Raw genomic sequence first — 19,788 nt, forward strand, 5'->3', positions numbered from 1 at the left:
AGTCAGCCAGGTTACTTGCCAGCTTCCTCCGCGCGCTTGGCGTGGATGAGAGCCAGCTCGATATTGTCCTCGAACACGTCGAGAGGCTGTGCGCCCGAGACGAACTGAGTACCAACGAGGAAGCCCGGAGTACCGGAAATGCCCAGCATGGAACCGAACTGGGTGGCATTCTCGACCGCCTCGGTCCACTTGCCGTCCTTAAGCTCCTTTTCAAAGCGCTTCATGTCCGGCACACCGGCCTCACGAGCGACGGCAATCAGTTCCTTTTCAGTGAACTCCGGGTGGCCCTGGCCCTTTTCGCCGGCCTTCTTAAACAGCGCACGGGAGAACTCCCAGAACTTGCCCTGAGCTGCCGCGGCACGGCCGGCCTCAGCGTCCTTGATGGCCTTCTCACCATTGATGGCCATATCGTTCCACTCCAGGCGGACCAGTCCCTCATTGACGTACTTTTCCACGAGGGCAGACTCGGTTTCGTTTGCGAACTTCGCGCAGAACGGGCATTCGAAGTCCGAGTAGATTGAGATTACGACCGGCGCATCCACTGCACCGAGAGCAAAAGGATCATTTTCATTGCGGCGGTGGACATTGTCCATATCCTCCGGGGACTTCAGCTGCGCTCCCGCCTTTGGGCCGTAGATGCTGGCGTCGAAAGAGCCATTCGGGCCAGGTACAGGCGCAATTTCCCCCTTGCCTGGTGCAACGCCCGCCATGTTGACGGTGCTCACGCCGTTGAAGTTAGCCGAACGCGAGCCAGCGAAGAAGCCCGCTGCGCCGACAACGATCAATGCGACGACAGCTAGCGCCCATGCGGCGTTCGGAATCGAGTACCACGACTTGGTTTTTCCATCACTGTCGGCAGACCAGGACTCCAAGTCCTGCTCAGTGGGTACCGGCTGAGAAGCCTGCTGGGGTTCCTGCAGTGTCTCCTGACGTGCTTCATCGGCCGATGGCTGCTGCGAATCGCCGCTATGGTCAGCGGCGATGTTGTCCTTATTTTCTTCGCTCATGGCTTCTATGGAACCACAGCCTCAGATTCACATGCGCTTAGCGTGCCGACTAGTCGGACGGAGCGTTGTTCTCGACGTTTGTCGCGCTGTCTTTTTGGCTGCTGCTCTGGCTGCCCGAAATCACAATTTCTTCTTCCGGACGCACAGCGGTCTTCAAGGCCACTGCACGAGCCAGTCGTGCGTAGCGTAGCTCCTGTTCGCGGAAGCGAATGTAGGACGACACCGTGGTAAACACGAACGCCAACACCAGTACGTAGAGCAGCAAATCGGTGCCCCGGGTCACACCAATCCAGTTGGCCACCACGGTCAGATCGTCGGGACGCACGATTGCCCACAGACACGCGATGACGAAAACGACGAATCCCAGTTTCACGCCCGCCTTGGCGCGCGCTTTACGACGGTTAGCGACGAAGTAAGCGACCAGGCCCACCATCGCCAGCAGCAAAATAATTTGAACGATGGATGCGGTCATGGCAGCCTCTTCGAAATCAGGGAGTCGGCAAGGATATTGACACCGTTGAACAAGGATTGCCCTTTGGACATGGAGTATTCCGTGTAGAGGATATCCACCGGCTGCTCAGCGGTACGCCAACCTCTGTTGTCCATGACCTCGACAAATTCGGAGGCATGGCTCATACCGTTCATGCGCAGGTTCAGTTGCTCTGCCACCGTGCGGTTGAAGGCGCGCAGGCCGTTGTGGGCGTCGGTAAGACCGAGCCGGCGCGTGCGTGGTGACAACATGACCACCGTCTTGAGGACAATTCGCTTAATCAGCGGCACCTGGTCATCTTCGGCGCGAGGGCGGCCGAAACGGGTCCCCACAATGATGTCGATTGGTTCGCTGCGCAGTCGCTGCACCATGGCGACTACGTCCTTGACCTGGTGCTGGCCATCGGCGTCGAAGGTGACAAAGTACTTCGAGCCAGCCTGCGCGCGAGCGTATTCCACGCCGGTCTGGATAGCCGCCCCTTGACCCAAATTGACAGGGTGGTTGACCAGGTGAGCGCCAGCCCTGTGGATCTCCAGGCTGGAGTTATCCGAAGAGCCGTCGTTGACCGCGACAATGTTGGGGAAGGTCTCGCGAGCGTGCTCGAGAACCTCACGAATAACCTGGCCCTCGTTGTAGCACGGCACAATCAGCCAGGTGTCCGAGAAATCCATGTTGTCAGTCATCGCTCCGAAGCCTACCGCACAAACAATCGTCGATACGCGCGTGACATGAGCTGAGTTGGCAAAAGTCGGAAAAGTGTCCGCACCGCCAAGTTAAACACCGCCCGCGGCCTGGAAATCAGCCCCTCAGCTACCAGCGTGCGCTGGAGCTGACGTTCACCGCGGATGATGCCGCGCGAGGTTCGCCGCTCGAACATGCCGTCGGCGCGGAAGTACACCAGCGGCTCGGGCAGATTCTTAAACTTCGCGCCAGCGGCCATGAGGCGCACCCAGAGGTCGTAGTCCTCCATCAGACGGATGTCGCGATACCCGCCGACCTCACGCACCTTCGCCGTGCGCAGCATCGAGGAGGGGTTATTTACAGGCGAATTGATCTTGATATAACGCGCAATTTCGGCGTGCGTCTGCGGCAGAGTCCGCACGCGCACCACATTGTTCGGCGTGCCCTCGAACTCCGCCATTGCACTGCCCAATACATCCAACTCCGGGTCAGCGGTCAGCGTGTCCCACTGCTTTTCAAATCGGTCCGCACGCGCAATATCGTCCGCATCCAGCCGCGCCACCCATGGGGTCTCCACCAGCTGAAGACCCGCCTGCGAAGCCACTCCCGAGCCGCCATTTTCCGCACAACGCAGCACGGTCATCTCCGAATGCGCCTGCTCATGCTTGACGACGACCCGGTCGAGTTCCTGCCCAATCGGGCCATCGATGACCACAATGACGTGCGCGGCCGGACGCGTCTGGTTCCACAGCGACTGCAGCGCAGTATCGAGCTGGTCGGGGACGACGCGGTGGTAGACGGTCATGAGAACCGTGAGGTCAGTGATGGTGGACATGTGAGTCTCGAACCTTGGGAGTTGCAGGGAGATATGGACGGTGCTTTTTGGGACGGCATCGGATGCGGGTGGTGTTATTCCACCGCAAAAGCCTCCGATACGGCTGACCTGGCAGCACGTGGGGAAAGTGTGCGCAGCGCAAGCAGGTGAATGGCAACACCTACTGCAGAGCCTACGGCGATAGCGGCGACCGTGCGTACCGACAGGTGCCCAGGGAGGAAAAGAATGGCAACGGCGATCGTGGTCGCAGCCAACCAACCGATCAGATACATATGGTGCTTCTCCACTGCCAAGGTGACCGAGCCGGTAATCATCAACATGGCGGTCAACGTCGCACCGAGCGTCAGCGCCGCGAGCACCGGCCCGGACACGTGATAGCTATCGTCCAGGATGAGAGTCATGATCCACGGGCCGATGAGCCATGCCAGGCCCGCCCCGAAGGTGCCGAAAGCAGCCAGCGCCCCCAACGGCTTGGCCAGCGCTGCCAGCACGCCCTCGGAGCGATGCCGGACAAAGCTCACAATGATGGCGTTTTGGAACTTCTCCAAGGGCATGAGCAGCGGAGCGCGGGTCAGCGTTACGGCGTAGGCGATTCCCGCAATGGTCACTGCTGCGGTGAAGTTGTTGGCATGCGGCGGGGTAAGTGACTCGGCTATCCCGGCGCCAGTGGTGACCGCTTCGCCGGCAATCTTGACGATTGTCGGAAAACCTGTGACCAGCACAGCAGATGCGCCAGATGCGCCCATGGCCGTGACCATGAGAGTGATGAAGCGGCGCACCGGGACGTCGGCACGCGCGAACATGACCGAGCGGGTTGCCGAGGAAAACAGCGCGAGAATAAGCCAACTGACTGTCCCGAACACCGTAATAATCAGCCAGGCCAGCAGACCCCAGCCGAAGTACCAGGCGACGAGTGCCAGTGCTACGCGCACGAGAATGTCGATCATGATTAGGGCGGCGTAGGGGCCCCACAGCTGGCGGCCGCTGAGCAGACCCGAGGTGGTGGCCTGCATCGAGTACAGAGCAAGGCCAGAGGCCATGAGCAGAATTGCAGTGCCGGCGTCATCCTGCACGACCAGTGGGGCCCACAGCGGACCCGTCACTGCCATGGTGATGAAAGTAACTGCGGCGACGCCCAGCGAAACCGTGATGGGACGAGCGCCGAGAGTTTGACCCGTTTCGGTAGCTGTCTGCTCCTGTTCCTGCTCCGGCTTCTGCTCTGGGGTCTGTTCACGGGGCCGCTCCCGCTTCCGGTTCCGCGCTTCCGCAGCACCAATCGCGCGCGTGGTCTCCTGCATCAACCCGCCGAGAACACCCGTGAGCGCGAAGAACAGTCCCCAAAACGCCACGAACTGCAGGTTTACCGCATTGGGAAGTGCGCGGGCCGAGATAATCAGCACCGCGAAGCTGCCTATCGCCGCGACAATCGTGGCCAGCGACAACCATTTGAAACCGGACATTGACGTGCCTCTAGCTCTCTAGTCCTTGGCCTTCGAGTAGCCGAGCTTTTCAAACTGAGCGGCCAGTTCCTCGTCCACGATTGGAGCACCATTATCGTCGATGCCCTGGTCAGCAGGGGAACGCGTTGGGTCGGTGGGGAAGTCCGGCAAGGAGCTGCGTGACAGCCAGGAGTCAAAGATGACATCCAGGTGCGAGGTGGTGATGCCACGCTCACGGCATACGCGGTTGGCCAGTGCGCGGAAGTCCACTGCATCGACCACACTGTGGCGGTTGGTGGTGGTCCACTTGTGCACCAGGTCGAAGAACACCTCGTCGCCCAGCAGCAGACGCAGAGCGTGCACAGTCAGCGCGCCGCGCTTGTACAGACGGTCGTCGAACATCAGCTTGGGCCCTGGGTTGGCGATGACGATGTCCTGATCATCTTCAAGCAGGTCCAGGTAGTGCTTGCGGGCGTGCACATCCGCGCTGGCACCGCCGCTGACCTCGGACCACACCCACTCGGAATAGCAGGCAAAACCCTCGTTGAGCCAGATATCGCGCCACTGCGAAATGCCGACACTGTTGCCGAACCACTGGTGCGACAACTCGTGGGCAATCAGTCGATTCCACGTGTCCTTGCCGTCGGCGTGGTTGGCTCCGAAGATGGACAGACCCTGTGCCTCGATGGGGATCTCCAGGTCGTCTTCACAAATGACCACCTGGTAGGCACGGAAGGGGTAAGGGCCAAAGAGCTTGGCGAATTCATCGAGCATGCGTCCCTGGTCGCGGAAGTCGTGGCGGGCATTTGCCACCAACTCAGAGGGCACCCAGGCCACTACGGTCGAGGTCTGGCACGGCAGCTCGACCTTCTTAAACTGGCCGACATTGATGGTGGCCAAGTAGGAGGCCATGGGCTCCTCGGTGACAAACCGCCAGCGGCGGCGCGATCCGCCCACGTTCACCGGAGCGTCGGCAAGCCCTGGTGCGACGACCTCGTAGGGAGCGTCGGTGACCATCGTGAACTCGTAAAATGCCTTGACCTCGGGATCGTCATCGCAGGGGTACCACGACGCCGCGCCCACCGGCTGCGATGCCACGAGTGCACCGTTTTCGAGTTCCTCCCAGCCAATTTCGCCCCACTTCGAGCGCACCGGACGTGGCGTGCCCGAGTAAGTCACAATCAGCCGCAGCGTCTCGTCGGGAGCCAACTCGCGGTCAAAGGTGACGCGCAGCTTGCGTCCCGAATGGCGCCAGCGCTTTACATCGATTGAGTGTGCCTGCGAATCGGAAATCGCATCCACCGAATCGACCCCCAGCGCATCCGCAAAGTCGAGCGTGATGTGTGAGGTCCAAGCATTGATTTCGATATGCAGAGTCGCCGTCGCCTTCAGACGATTCGGCCCGACCCGATAATCGAGGTCCAGCTCGTATTTGTTCACCCGGAAACCCAGGTTGAACGCAATACCGGTATAAGGATTAGTGAAATCAGCGCTACTCACGGCTGTTACCTTACTTGAGCTTGTTCCACAGCCACGTAGATATGAGTGCCTCGACGAACGCGACCTGCGAATTATCCGCCGCACCGGCGTGGCCTCCTTCGGTATTTTCGTGATAATCCACCGGCTGTCCCGCTTCCTCCAGCAGCCACGCCAGGCTCCTCGCATGTGCCGGGTGGACACGGTCATCCCTGGTAGACGTCGTAATCAACGCTGGTGGGTAGGCGCGCTGCTCTCGCTTGACGACGCGCTGGACCGGCGAATACTGCGCAATCGCAGCCCGCTCGGTGGGGTCGTCCGGGTTTCCATATTCGGCCATCCAGGAGGCTCCTGCGGACAGCTTGTGGTAGCGCATCATGTCCGCCAGTGGCACCTGGGACACCACCGCTCCCACTAACTCCGGGTAGGAGGTGAGGCAGACTGCGGTCAGCAGCCCGCCGTTGGAACCACCGCGCACGCCCAGCTGTTCGCGCGTGCAGTAGCCACGTGCAACCAAATCGCGCAGTACGGCCTGATGATCCTCATAGACCCTCATCCGCTCAGTCTTGACCACCGAGGAGTGCCAGGTCGGGCCAAATTCGCCACCGCCACGCAGGTTGGCCTCCACGAAGTAGCCGCCCCGATCGAGCCAGGTCAGTCCACGAATCGCCGAGTACTGTGGGACCAGCGAGACCTCGAAACCGCCGTAGGCGTGCACGAGGGTAGGGGCTGGGTTCGGAGTGGGTGTGGCTGTGGTTGTCTCTGCACTAGCGCCTGCGTCGAAGCGGCCGGTGATGCGATACGGAATCCGCGTGCCATCGGCCGAGGTCGCCCAGTGCTGCCGCGTCTCCATCCCCTCACTGTCGAAGAGCGCCGGAGCACGCCGCACTTCCGTGAGCGGGTTGCCGACTTGCCCGTACCAGAGAGTTGCCGGCTGCGTTGCCGAGGTCGACACCAACCAGATTTCATCGTCGCGTTCAGAGGCCGTATCAATCACGCTCACAGTGGCCTGTGCCGGTAACTCGCCGAAAGCCTCCACCGGCTCCCACGAGCCCTCCCGCAACACGACCAACTTCGTCGCCACATCCTCCAACAGCGTCAACACCAGGAAGTTCTTCGTCCACGCCAGCTGCTGGAACGAGGTGTGCGCATCAGGGGTGAAAATCACCTCCACCTCACGCGAGCCCGCCAGCCACTTATCGAGCTCCACAACGGCCACGCCACCAGCCGGAATGCCATTGAACTCCGTGCGGGGCATCAACACCAACCACTGCCGATGGACACTCGTGCGACAGTCCTGCGGCACCTCCAGGATCTGCAGGGAAAAGTCCCCATTCTGCTGCGCCGCCAACTTGCCCGGACGCTCCGCTGCCACGAACCGCTGCGAATTATAAAAATCATGCGCACGCTCGACAAACAGCCGCTCGAAACCCTCCGTCGCGTCGAACCAGCCGCCCACGGCCACATCATCACTGTGGCCTGAGAAAATCACATCCGCGCTTGACGACGGCATGCCGCGCCGCCACCTCCGCACCTGCCGCGGGTAGCCCGAATCCGTCAGTGACCCCGGACCAAAGTCACTGCCAACGAGAATCTCGTCACGGCCCAACCAACAGACATCGGACTTCGCCTCCGTGAGGTAGAACGGCTCATCCTCCACAAAAGTGCAGTTGACGAGGTCAAACTCCCGCACCACAGTGGCATCGGCGCCGCCGCGAGAGAGCAGAATCAACGCGCGGTCATACTCCGGATAACGGCACACCGTGCCCTTCCAGACCCAGTTTTCTCCCTCGGCTTTCGCCAGCGCATCGAGGTCGATGAGAGTTTCCCACTCGGTCGCCTGCGGATCGTCCTGGCCAGCCAGATAGCTCTGCAACGAGGTGCGCCGCCACAGGCCCCGCGGATGCTCGGCATCCCGCCAGAAGTTATAGAGGTACTCGCCGCGCCGCACCGGGTATGCGATCCGGGCATCGGTGTTGAGCGCAGCCAGGATGCGTTGTTCCAGGTTGGTGCGGTCGCTGGTGTCGTCGGCAAGCGAATCGACACCTGCGACGGTGGCCTCCGACTGCGCGCGGGCCCACGCCAGCGCCTGGGAGCCGTCGATATCGTCCAGCCAATCGGGGACAAGATCAGTGGAGAGGAAGGAGAGATTGTTGCCCAAGTCGGTGTCCGTGTCGGTGCCCATGCCCACCACCGTAGCCGACCGCAGTAGGTAAAACCGGGACTCGCGCGTGAAGTAAAGACAAGTCGTGCGTAGACTTGTGCACGTGGCTGAACATTTTGATCTTGTAGTACTCGGCGGCGGTCCTGGCGGATACGTCGCAGCAATCCGTGCATCCCAGCTGGGTCTGAAGACCGCTGTGGTGGAGAAGCAATACTGGGGCGGTGTCTGCCTCAACGTTGGCTGTATTCCATCCAAGTCTCTGTTGAAGAACGCCGAGGTGGCGCACATTTTCAACCATGAGGCTAAGACCTTCGGTATCTCCGGCGATGTCTCCTTTGACTTCGGTGCCGCACACGCGCGTTCGCGCAAGGTGTCCGCGGGCATCGTCAAGGGTGTTCATTTCCTGATGAAGAAGAACAAGATCACCGAAATCAACGGTTTCGGTGAATTCACTGGCCCGACCTCCATGGCCATCACTGATGGCGATGACGAAGGCAAGGAAATTACCTTCGATAAGGCGATTATTGCGACCGGCTCTGTCGTCCGTTCCCTGCCGGGCGTTGAGGTCGGCGGCAACATCGTTTCCTACGAAGAGCAGATTCTCTCCGACGAGCTGCCGGACTCCATGGTTATCGTCGGTGCTGGCGCCATCGGTATGGAGTTCGCATACGTCTTGGCTAACTACGGCGTGGATGTCACCATCGTCGAGTTCATGGACAACGTTCTGCCGAACGAGGACGCAGACGTCTCCAAGGTTATTGCCAAGGAATACAAGAAGCTGGGCGTCAAGCTCATGACCGGGCACAAGACCACCTCCATCGTGGACAATGGTGACTCGGTTGAGGTCAAGGTCGAGGCCAAGGATGGCGGCGACGAGCAGACTCTGACCGTCGACCGCGTTATGGTCTCCATCGGCTTCGCACCGCGCACCGAGGGCATCGGCCTGGACAAGGCCGGTGTTGAGCTGGGCGAGCGCGGCGAGATTGTCATCGACGAGTACATGCGCACCAACGTCGACAACATCTACGCCATCGGTGACGTCACCATGAAGCTGCAGCTGGCACACGTCGCTGAGGCACAGGGCGTTATCGCAGCTGAGCACATGGCGGGTCACGAGACCGAGACCATCCCGGACTACAACATGATGCCGCGCGCAACCTTCTGTAACCCGCAGGTTGGTTCCTTCGGTAAGACCGAGGCGCAGGCCAAGAAGTGGGCAGAGGAGAACGGTCGCGAGATTAAGGTCTCCACCTTCCCGTTCTCTGCAAACGGTAAGGCCCAGGGGCTGGCGGAGCCGGCTGGTTTCGTGAAGCTCATTGCAGATGCCGAATACGGCGAGCTGCTGGGTGGCCATATGGTGGGTGCCAACGTTTCCGAGCTCATGCCGCAGCTGGTTCTGGCTGAGAAGTACGAGCTGACCACTGAGGAAATCGGCCGCGCCGTCCACATTCACCCGACCATGTCCGAGGCTATGAAGGAAGCAGCTGAGGGCGTTATGGGCAAGATGATCAACCTGTAAGAGGTTGTGGCTTTGGCCTGGGGCCAGTTTTCGCTGGTCCTGGCTCTCACTGGGCTGGTCCCGGTTCAGGCAAATACGAGTTAGTGCTTAAGTTTATGACAGTTTGACCGTGAAAATCGGTGCGAAAGTGTCATAAACTTAAGCACTTTCTTTTTGGGTCTTCCTTTTTTTTGGGGGGGGAGCATCCTGCGCGAACCAAGCCCCCGCAAACAGGCCGGCTCCGCGCCCGTCGTAAAGCGAACTAGTACGGCGAGACGGTGGAGCGGTGCATGTTGATGTCGATATCGCGATGGATCGGCGGGAACGCGCGCTGCGGACATGCCTCGCGGGAGCAGACCCTGCAGCCGGCACCGATTGGAGTGGCGGCGTCGAGGTCCGCGAGATCGAGACCATCGGCGTACACGGTGCGCTCAGCGTGACGGGCCTCGCAGCCCAAACCGATGGCAAAAACCTTACCTGGCTTGCCGAAACGTGCCGCGTGATGCTCCACGGTCCGCGAGATCCACATGTACGGCCGACCATCCGGCATGAGCGCGACCTGCCGCATGACTTTGCCGGGGTAGGAGAAAGTCTCGTAGACGTTCCACAGCGGGCAGGTACCGCCCGAATGCGTGAAGTGGAAGCCCGTGGCGGATTGACGTTTGGACATGTTGCCCGCGCGGTCGACGCGCACGAATGTCCACGGGATGCCGCGCAAGCTGGGGCGTTGCATCGTGGACAATCGGTGGCAGATGGTCTCGTAGCCGACACCGTAAGTGCGCGACAACAGCTCGATGTCGTAGCGCTTCGACTCAGCCATCGCATGGAACGACTCATACGGCAGAATCAGCGCCGCCGCGTAATACGTCGCGACTCCGCGCTGCGCCAGCTTCCGCGACTCCTCCGACATGAAATGCCCGGACGCGACGGCCTCGGAAATGGTCTCGCCCTGCTCCAAAAACCCCAGCTCCGTGGCCATGCGGAAGGCCCGCTGTCCCGGCGAGAGGTGCCGCGCGAGGTAGAGCGTCTTCGTCCGCCGATCAAGGCTGTGCTGCACATCGCCTAACGACGATTCCAGCGCAATCCGAATCCCATGGTCGTTGGACAGCCTGTCGGCCAGCACAGAGACCACATCGGTGGTCTCGTCGGTGATGCGCAGCTCGCGGGCCAGCTCCTCAGCGGCGGTGTCGACCGAAGCGATGTAGTTCTGGCGGGCGTAGAAGTAGTCGCGGACCTCCTCATGAGGCATGGTCAGCGCCTGTGAACCGGAGGCGGTGTCGGTGCTGTTGCCGAAGTTGCGCTCCTCGGTGGCCAGAGAGAGTTTGTCCGTGACGTTGCGGTAGCGGCGGTGAATGTCCACCATGATGCGGGCGATATCAGGGTGGTCGCGAACCATTTCCGAGATCTCCTGCAGATCCATGGGAGACTTAGCGATCTCCTTGTCCATTACCACGTCCTGGACCTCAGCGAGGAGGCGGGAGTCGTCATCTCGGGAGAAGAAAGTCGCGTCAACGCCGAATGTGTCCGTGATGCGGAGCAGCACGGGCACAGTCAGCGGGCGGACGTCGTGCTCAATCTGGTTGACGTAACTAGCCGAGAGGCCCAACGCCTGTGCGAGCGCAGCCTGGCTGAGGTCGCGCTCGCGGCGTAGCTGGCGGAGGCGGGATCCGACATAGGTTTTCGACATACTGCCCAGCATATCGCGGGCTTTGCTGAACTTGTGTAGAAAACCGTTGCAACCTTTGCTTACGTGTGTAGGTGCTGAGGTTCTCAGGCACGCTTCACGACGGCCCGGAGTCGACACGTCGATGAACACACAAAAACACCCAGCGAGGGCTGTAAGTGCAACCCTCGCTGGGTGTTGAAGTTAGGTCCTTGACCTAAGCCCTAAGTCGAGTGACTTAGAACTGACCCTCCTCGGTGGAGCCCTTCAGGGCGGTGGTGGAGGAGTTCGGGTCGACGGTGGTGGCGATGCGGTCGAAGTAGCCAGCGCCAACCTCGCGCTGGTGCTTGACAGCGGTGAAGCCGCGCTTCTCGGCAGCCTCGAACTCGCGGTTCTGCAGGTCGACGAATGCGGACATCTGCTCGCGAGCGTAGCCGTAAGCCAGGTCGAACATGCCGTAGTTCAGGGCGTGGAAGCCAGCCAGGGTGATGAACTGGAACTTGAAGCCCATCTTGCCCAGCTCGTTCTGGAACTTGGCGATCTCGTCCTTCTCGAGGTGAGCGGACCAGTTGAAGGACGGGGAGCAGTTGTAAGCCAGGAGCTGGTCCGGGTACTCAGCCTTGACGCCCTCAGCGAACTTCTTAGCCAGCTCGAGGTCCGGAGTACCGGTCTCCATCCAGATCATGTCAGCGTACGGAGCGTAGGACTTTGCACGCTCGATGCACGGCTCCAGGCCGTTCTGGACGTGGTAGAAGCCCTCGGAGGTGCGGTCACCGGTGATGAACTTCTGGTCGCGCTCATCAACATCGGAGGTGATGAGGGTAGCGGCCTCAGCGTCGGTGCGGGCGATGATGACGGTCGGGGTGTTGGAGACGTCAGCAGCCAGGCGAGCAGAGGTCAGGGTGCGGATGTGCTGCTGGGTCGGGATCAGGACCTTGCCGCCCAGGTGGCCACACTTCTTCTCAGAAGCGAGCTGGTCCTCCCAGTGGGTACCAGCGGCACCAGCGTTGATCATAGCCTTCTGCAGCTCGTAGACGTTCAGAGCGCCACCGAAGCCAGCCTCACCGTCAGCGACGATTGGCAGCAGCCAGTTGTCGACGGAGTCGTCGCCCTCGATACGAGCGATCTCGTCTGCGCGGAGCAGAGCGTTGTTGATGCGGCGAACGACGTTCGGCACGGAGTTGGCCGGGTACAGGGACTGGTCCGGGTAGGTGTGGCCGGAGAGGTTAGCGTCACCAGCAACCTGCCAACCGGAGAGGTAGACAGCCTTCAGGCCAGCGCGAGCCTGCTGAACGGCCATGTTACCGGTCAGTGCGCCCAGAGCGTTGATGTAGGAGTCGTCCTTAACGTTGACGCCTTCCCACAGGATCTCAGCGCCGCGGCGAGCGAGGGTGTTCTCCTCGACGACGGAGCCCTGGAGCTCAGCAACCTGCTCAGCGGTGTAGTCGCGGGTGATACCTTCCCAGCGCGGGTTCTCGTCCCAATCCTTCTGGATTTCGGCGGCGGTACGTGCCTTACCAACGTTAGACATAAACGGAGTCACTTCCTTTTGCTTGCTTTTTGAACTCCGGGTGCTGACTTAAGAACAATTCCGACAGAACCGATCTACAGGCTGACCCGATAGTGACCGCGGTGTCACGTGAATGCAGGGGGCGCTAGCAGAGTGCTGTACCCCTGCACGCAAACACGCGAACAAAAACAATGTCCGCTTCCGCGTGCCATGTCTCACATTTTGGGGCATAGCGCTACGTTCGTCAAGCAGCTTCCGATGTGAATTCAAGTATGTAATACGGATAACACTTGTGAAGATTGCAAACATTGTGATGTGTAGCTTGGCTTTAACAATTTTCGCCTGTGACCGGCCGGTACATTTGTACTGTTATTTCCCTATGGCGGGCTCGCGAATAATGTTCCCCCCGCTTTGGGGTGATTTATATTTTGGTATTTATCAAAGCTGGCCGTTAACAGTGTTTGGGGTTTAGGGGGTGTTTCGCTACCCCCGAAATTACGGCCGTAAAGGTGGAAACGGGCTTCTAAATACACTGCCGTTACACCGTCAGTACCCCGCCGGAGCATCCCTGGGTAGTGGCCAGGGTCTCGGTTGTCATCTCGCTTTTATGGTCTGGTTTGAAGGCGGAGGCTGTAGCGACGTGATTGGTCGCTGGCCGTTCATACGCAGGTCGCAATAGTAAATGTCTGTGAGGCGCGACACTTTCCCATTGCATGTGGTGTTCCGTGGCTGGAGGAAAGAGTGCCGGGGATACTGCGGTCAATGTGGGTGGGGGAGGGCTGGTTGTGGCGTCAGGATTAAATGCCCGAATGGTCATCGGGGAGGGGGTGGGGTCTGTTCGCGGGGTGCTCGTCGTAAAGCGAATGAAATGGCAAATGTGAGCGGCGTTATACCGGGCTGGCGGTTGGCGGTTATGGAAAAAGACGGTTCATAAGTGCGCCGAATCACATACAGTAGGGGAACAACGCATCCAGTGTGAGCCGCTGACGTGGCCGTGACTGGATGGGCAAATTGCAATCAATAGTTTTGAGGAGAGCAATGGCACAGCGTATTTCGGCAGGTGGAATGCAGGTCGCGAAGGTTCTTTACGACTTCGTTAATGACACCGCACTCCCCGCCGCTGGCATTGAGGACAAGGACGCGTTCTGGAACGGCTTCGGTGACATTGTCGCTAAGTACACTCCGCGCAACCGCGAGCTGCTGGCCAAGCGCGATGAGCTGCAGGAAAAGCTCGACGCTTGGTACAAGGAACACCCGGGCGAGCAGAATCAGGATGAGTACGTCGCATTCCTGAAGGAAATTGGCTACCTCGTTGACAACCCGGGTGACTTCCAGGTCACTACCGCTAACGTCGACACCGAGATCACTTCCACCGCTGGCCCGCAGCTGGTTGTGCCGGTTCTCAACGCCCGTTTCGCCATCAACGCTGCGAACGCACGCTGGGGCTCGCTTTACGACGCGCTGTACGGCACCAACGCTATTCCTGAAGATGGCGGTGCGGAGAAGGACACCCCGGGCTACAACAAGGTCCGCGGTGACCGCGTTATCGCATGGGGTCGTAACTTCCTGGACAAGGCTCTGCCGCTGGTCGACGGTTCCCACGCGGACGTCACCTCTTACGACATCGTCGACGGTCACCTGCAGGCAACCCTGGAAGGTGGCGCTACCTCCGGTCTGCGCGAGCCGGAGACCCTGGTCGGCTACACCGGTGATAAGGACGCGCCGGAGTCCATTTACTTCAAGCACAACGGTCTGCACATCCAGCTGCTGATTGACCCGGAGTCCCCGGTTGGCAAGACCGACAAGGCTGGCGTCAAGGACATCATCCTGGAAGCCGCTGTCACCAACATCATGGACCTCGAGGACTCTGTCGCCGCAGTTGATGCTGCTGACAAGACCCTGGGTTACACCAACTGGCTGGGCCTGAACGTCGGTGACCTCGCAGTCGAGTTCACCCGTGGCGGCAAGAAGCTGTCCCGTACCATCAACGACGACCGCACCTACACCGCTCTTGACGGTTCCGAGGTCACCCTGCACGGTCGTTCCCTGAACCTGGTCCGTAACGTCGGCCACCTGATGCAGAACCCGGCCATCCTCGACCGCGACGGCGAGGAGATTTTCGAGGGCATCATGGATGCCGTCGTCACCGCTGTGTGTGCAATCCCGGGCCTGGACCAGGACAACGCACGTAAGAACTCCCGTACCGGCTCCATCTACATCGTGAAGCCGAAGCAGCACGGCCCGGATGAGGCTGCATTCACCAACGAGCTGTTCGCAGACGTTGAGAAGCTGCTGGGTCTTCCGCACAACACCCTGAAGGTCGGCCTGATGGACGAGGAGCGTCGTACCTCCGTCAACCTGGACGCCGCCATCAAGGCTGTTTCCGAGCGTGTCGTCTTCATTAACACCGGCTTCATGGACCGCACTGGTGATGAGATCCACACCTCCATCCAGGCTGGTCCGATGTTCCGCAAGGCTGTTCAGAAGACCGCTCCGTGGATGCTGGCTTACGAGGACAACAACGTCGACTCCGGTCTGGCACACGGCCTGCAGGGCAAGGCTCAGATTGGCAAGGGCATGTGGGCCATGACCGAGCAGATGGCTGAGCTGCTGGAGCAGAAGATCGGTCAGCCGAAGCAGGGTGCTTCCACCGCATGGGTTCCGTCCCCGACCGGTGGTGTGCTGCACGCTACCCACTACCACGAGGTTGACGTCTTCGGCGTTCAGGACAAGCTGCTTACCGACGGTCGCCGCGACTCCATGGGTGACCTGCTCACCATCCCGGTAGCGGCAGCTAAGGCTGGCGAGCCGGGCGCTGACTGGTCCGATGAGGACAAGGCTAACGAGCTGGACAACAACTGCCAGTCCATCCTGGGCTACGTTATCCGCTGGGTTGAGCAGGGTGTTGGCTGCTCCAAGGTGCCGGACATCAACGATGTTGACCTGATGGAGGACCGCGCTACCCTGCGTATTTCCTCCCAGACTCTGGCTAACTGGCTGCTGCACGGTGTTGTCACCGAGGAGCAGATCATCGATTCGCTGGAGCGCATGGCCGAGGTCGTTGACCGCCAGAACGAGGGCGATGAGGCATACCTGCCGATGGCCCCGGACTTCGACAAGTCCATTGGTTTCCAGGCTGCCAAGGAGCTCATCCTCGATGGTGTGAACCAGCCGTCCGGTTACACCGAGCCGATCCTGCACCGCCGTCGCCTGGAGTTCAAGAAGCGCGAGGGCATCGACCAGGACTAATTCTTGGTCGGGCTGCGGCTGCCGAGCCTGCAATAACAAAATAGATATCCAAACTGCCGGTGTGTAGGTGGTATTGGCTAACCTCTGATGCCAATTCCGCATGCGCGCCGGCAGTTTTGTTTTTGGGGGAAGCGCACCATGATTCTCGGATTCGAGATACCCGGGTTCGCAAGCGGGGTAGGGGCAACGTTGCTAGCGTTGATTGGGAAGTTAATTGAGAATATGCAGTCTGCAACGTCCAAGGAGCTGCGACCCCCCATGACTAATTCCACGACCGACAGTGCTACCAACCTCGCCAAGGCCAAAGAATTCCTCCATAGCGCGGGCGCAATCCTCTTTGACCTCGACGGGGTAATTACCCCTACTGCCGATGTTCACGAGCAGGCGTGGGCGGACATGTTTAGCGACTACTTCGAGCACAAGGGTGTCTCGGCCTACACAGAGGAGGACTACTTCACCTACCTCGATGGCCGCCGCCGCGATGAGGGCATCGCAGCAATCCTGGAATCTCGCGGCATTTCGCTGCCACACGGTAGCGATGAGGACACAGCGAAAGACGAGACGATTGTCGGGCTCGGGAAGCGCAAAAATGATGACTTCTTGGCGCGAGTCGAGAGGGGAATTGAGGCCTACCCGGGGTCGGTTGCGCTGCTCGACGAGTTACAGGGCGCGAGGGACTCGTCGGCAAGCGAAAAACCGCAGTTGGCGGTGGTTAGCTCGTCGAAGAACGCGGTGCCGGTGCTGACGGCCGCTGGGCTGCGTGAGCGGTTCGTGGAGATTGTTGACGGCGTGGTGGCGCATGAGAACAACCTGCCGGGTAAGCCAGCCGCCGATACTTTCGTGTACGCGGCGAAGAATCTGGGGGTGGCGCCGCGCGATGCTGTGGTGGTCGAGGATGCCATCAGTGGTGTGCAAGCGGGTGCAGCCGGCGCATTTGGTCTGGTCATTGGTGTTGACCGCGGTGCTGGTGCGGAAGCGCTGCGCCGAGCGGGCGCCGACGTTGTGGTCAGTGACTTGGCGGCACTCGTCTAGGCTGGCTCGTGACAAATGGCTGAGACAAAACCGGAAGGCATCATGGCCAACGATTCGACCACGGCAGCAGTCGACGAGACTGAGCGTGTGATTCCGCAGGGGCAGGGTCACGACGCGGAGACCGCAGAGGCTGAAAAACAGGAGGAGACGGTGTCCCCAGTTCGTCGTAAGCAGCGTCGTAACTTCCCGGCGGATCGTGCGGATAAGCACCACCACCTTGTAAATGCCGAGGGACTCATGGACCGAGACATCACTCCGGTCGATGAGTGGCGTCTGATTGAGACGAAGCCGAACGGCCTCCCGCTCGGTTTGGGCGAGACGCTGTTTGCGCTGTCGAACGGGTACATCGGCATGCGTGGCAACCCGCCGGAGGGCCGTGACTCCAGTGAGCACGGCACTTATATCAACGGTCTGCATGAGACCTGGCCGATTAGGCACGCCGAGGACGCCTACGGCCTAGCCCGCCAGGGGCAGACGATTGTCAATGCTCCGGACGCTAAGGCAATGCGTCTCTACATTGACGATGAGCCCCTGCGTCTCGGCAATGCTGAGGTCAGCGACTACGAACGTAGCCTGGATTTCCGCGAGGGCGTGCTGCGTCGTCGGTTCATTTGGCGCACCCCGGGTGGCAAGCGCGTTCGCGTCACCTCTGAGCGCATGGTGTCTTTCCAGGAAAAGCATGTCGCCGCGATGAGTCTGGAAGTCGAGCTGCTGGATGCGGATGCTGCGGTGATGATTAACTCGCAGATCCTCAACCGCCAGGACGGCGAGGACGAATACCACGATGCCGCTAAGGCGCAGGGCACCGAACTGGATCCCCGTCGCGCCGAGGCGCTGGAAGACCGCGTTCTCATTCCGGCATTTCAGTCGGAATCGGCGCACGGGCAGCGCTCGACGCTGGGCTACCGCTGCGCGAACTCCGGTATGACCGTGGCTACCTCCATGGACCACACCTTTACTGTCCGCACTCCCGACGGCACGGAGCCGTTCGTAGAGATTTCGCAGTCGACCGAGCCGGATGTGGCCAGCTCCCTGTTCAACCTGGATGCGCCGGTCGGCACTGTCATACGCCTGGAGAAGCTGGTCGCGTACCACTCCTCCCGTAAGGTGCGTGCCGAAGAGCTGGCATTCCGCTGTGAGCGCACCCTGAACCGCGTCGGCCGCATCGGCATGCTGGGGCTGATGGAGAACCAGGAGGAGTGGCTCGAACGCTTCTGGGAGCGCTCTGACGTGGTCATTTACAATCAGCCGGAGATTCAGCAGGCAGTGCGCTGGAACATTTGGCAGATTATCCAGGCCGCCGCCCGCGCCGAATTCCAAGGCGTCCCGGCCAAGGGAATGACCGGCACCGGCTACGGCGGCCACTACTTCTGGGACACGGAAATCTACGTGACCCCATTCCTTACCTATACGTCGCCGCAATTCTCGCGCAATGCCATGCGTTTCCGCTGGGACATGCTCGAAGCCGCGTGGGCGCGTGCCGACGAACTGGCGCACGACGGTGCCCTCTTCCCGTGGCGCACTATCAATGGTCAGGAGTCCTCGGCCTACTTTGAGGCCGGCACGGCGCAGTACCACATCGATGCGGACATCGTGTACGCGATGATGAAGTACGTCTATGCCTCCGGCGATGAGGAGTTCCTGCTCAAGGAGGGCACGGATCTGTTGCTCGGCACGGCCAGGTTTTGGATGTCGTTGGGATTCTTTGATGCCGAGCAGCGAGAGTTCCAAATTCACAGCGTCACCGGTCCAGATGAGTACAACACGGTGGTGAACAACAACCTGTACACCAACGTGATGGCGCAGTATAACCTGCGGGTTGCTGCGGACGTCGTCAAGCAGATGAAGCGTGATCGCCCTGCTGCCTATCGCGAACTGACCAACCGCTTCGACCTCACTGAGCGCGAGGTTGAAGAGTGGGAGCAGGCCGCTGAGGCGATGTACATCCCGTTCGATGAGAAGCTCGGCATTCACCCTCAGGATGACCAGTTCCTGCTGCGTAAGCGCTGGAATCTCGACGATCCCGAAGTTGGCCCGCTGCGCCCGCTGCTGCTGCATTACCACCCGCTGACGATTTACCGTCACCAGGTCATTAAGCAGGCGGACGTCGTCCTCGCACTGTTCCTCATGGGCAATCGCTTTACGACGGAACAAAAGCGCGCAGACTACATGTATTACGATCCGCTCACCACCGGTGATTCCTCGCTGTCCGCCGTTGTGCAGTCCATTGTTGCGGCCGAGTTGGGCTTGCAGGAGCAGGCAATGGACTTCTTCCTACGCGGACTCTATGTGGACCTGGCGAACTTGCATGGCAACGCTGCCGATGGTGTCCACGTCGCATCTGCCGGTGGTGTGTGGCAGTCCCTGGTCTATGGTTTCGGTGGTTTCCGCGATCATGACGGCCGCTACAGTATTGACCCGCGTCTGCCGGAGGACTGGAGTGGTCTGACGTACCGAGTCACTATTCGTGGTTGTCGTATCCGAGTGACGGTGCGCGGCCGCACGGTGGAAGTCGTCCTGGAGGAGGGAGACCACCAGGTTGGGCCGATTATGGTCGCAGGACATGAGGTGATCATTGGTCCGGAGCCGTTGACCGTGGTGATGGCGAACTCGGATCAGAGCGAGGATTAGTCGGACGGCTTCGGCCGTACACGGTGCCAATAGGGGGGGGATTGCCTGTTGGGGGTGGCTGTTTGGGCCTTTGGGGAATTCGGCAGGGGTAAAAATAAAGAATTTCGCAACAT

13 protein-coding genes are annotated in these 19,788 nt (G+C 60.3%); 4 read left to right on the forward strand and 9 right to left on the reverse strand.

All coding sequences use genetic code 11. The features are described from left to right. Nucleotides 1–11: 11 nt before the first annotated feature. From HMPREF1206_RS03210 to HMPREF1206_RS03240, 7 genes are all read right to left on the reverse strand, one after another. On the reverse strand, nt 12–1,007 hold the full coding sequence (locus HMPREF1206_RS03210; protein WP_016421951.1) for a thioredoxin domain-containing protein: 996 nt from the start codon (nt 1,005–1,007) through the stop codon (nt 12–14). Between the two features lie 49 nt (nt 1,008–1,056). Then, complete coding sequence (locus HMPREF1206_RS03215; RefSeq protein WP_016421952.1) at nt 1,057–1,479, reverse strand: DUF2304 domain-containing protein; 423 nt, start codon at nt 1,477–1,479, stop codon at nt 1,057–1,059. Then, complete coding sequence (locus HMPREF1206_RS03220) at nt 1,476–2,168, reverse strand: glycosyltransferase family 2 protein (protein WP_016421953.1); 693 nt, start codon at nt 2,166–2,168, stop codon at nt 1,476–1,478. The genes HMPREF1206_RS03215 and HMPREF1206_RS03220 overlap by 4 nt, the downstream gene beginning before the upstream one ends. Nucleotides 2,169–2,191: 23 nt before the next feature. Continuing rightward, nucleotides 2,192–3,013, reverse strand: coding sequence for a glycosyltransferase (locus HMPREF1206_RS03225; RefSeq protein WP_016421954.1), 822 nt, complete (start codon nt 3,011–3,013; stop codon nt 2,192–2,194). A gap of 74 nt (nt 3,014–3,087) precedes the next feature. Then, nucleotides 3,088–4,473 (reverse strand): hypothetical protein, encoded by a 1,386-nt coding sequence (locus HMPREF1206_RS03230; RefSeq protein WP_016421955.1) that lies wholly within the window; start codon nt 4,471–4,473, stop codon nt 3,088–3,090. An 18-nt stretch (nt 4,474–4,491) separates the two neighbouring features. Further along, nucleotides 4,492–5,952, reverse strand: coding sequence for a M1 family metallopeptidase (locus HMPREF1206_RS03235; protein WP_016421956.1), 1,461 nt, complete (start codon nt 5,950–5,952; stop codon nt 4,492–4,494). Nucleotides 5,953–5,962: 10 nt separating this feature from the next. Next, nucleotides 5,963–8,113 (reverse strand): prolyl oligopeptidase family protein, encoded by a 2,151-nt coding sequence (locus tag HMPREF1206_RS03240; RefSeq protein ID WP_016421957.1) that lies wholly within the window; start codon nt 8,111–8,113, stop codon nt 5,963–5,965. An 82-nt stretch (nt 8,114–8,195) separates the two neighbouring features. Here HMPREF1206_RS03240 and lpdA point away from each other — a divergent pair, with 82 nt between their 5' ends. Next, nucleotides 8,196–9,611 carry a dihydrolipoyl dehydrogenase gene (lpdA, locus tag HMPREF1206_RS03245; protein ID WP_042389081.1) on the forward strand — a complete coding sequence of 472 codons (1,416 nt, stop codon included), beginning with the start codon at nt 8,196–8,198 and terminating at the stop codon, nt 9,609–9,611. Between the two features lie 241 nt (nt 9,612–9,852). On the opposite strand, the gene ramB is transcribed toward lpdA, so the two are convergent. Then, nucleotides 9,853–11,277 (reverse strand): acetate metabolism transcriptional regulator RamB, encoded by a 1,425-nt coding sequence (gene ramB / locus HMPREF1206_RS03250; RefSeq protein WP_038629316.1) that lies wholly within the window; start codon nt 11,275–11,277, stop codon nt 9,853–9,855. A 214-nt stretch (nt 11,278–11,491) separates the two neighbouring features. Next, nucleotides 11,492–12,784: an isocitrate lyase gene (gene aceA / locus HMPREF1206_RS03255; protein WP_016421960.1), complete on the reverse strand. Its 1,293-nt coding sequence runs from the start codon at nt 12,782–12,784 to the stop codon at nt 11,492–11,494. A 1,017-nt stretch (nt 12,785–13,801) separates the two neighbouring features. On the opposite strand from aceA, the gene HMPREF1206_RS03260 reads away from it, so the two are divergent. The 3 genes from HMPREF1206_RS03260 (at nt 13,802) to HMPREF1206_RS03270 (ending at nt 19,675) form a co-directional block, all read left to right on the forward strand. Further along, nucleotides 13,802–16,012, forward strand: a complete 2,211-nt coding sequence (locus HMPREF1206_RS03260; RefSeq protein ID WP_016421961.1) for a malate synthase G — start codon at nt 13,802–13,804, stop codon at nt 16,010–16,012. Nucleotides 16,013–16,270: 258 nt separating this feature from the next. Continuing rightward, entirely contained in the window at nt 16,271–17,044 is a 774-nt protein-coding gene (locus HMPREF1206_RS03265) for an HAD family phosphatase (protein ID WP_172620228.1), read from the forward strand. A 15-nt stretch (nt 17,045–17,059) separates the two neighbouring features. After that, entirely contained in the window at nt 17,060–19,675 is a 2,616-nt protein-coding gene (locus HMPREF1206_RS03270; protein WP_016421963.1) for a glycoside hydrolase family 65 protein, read from the forward strand. Nucleotides 19,676–19,788 lie beyond the last annotated feature (113 nt).

This window comes from Corynebacterium sp. HFH0082, from assembly GCF_000411235.1.
Classification (GTDB): domain Bacteria; phylum Actinomycetota; class Actinomycetes; order Mycobacteriales; family Mycobacteriaceae; genus Corynebacterium; species Corynebacterium jeikeium_D.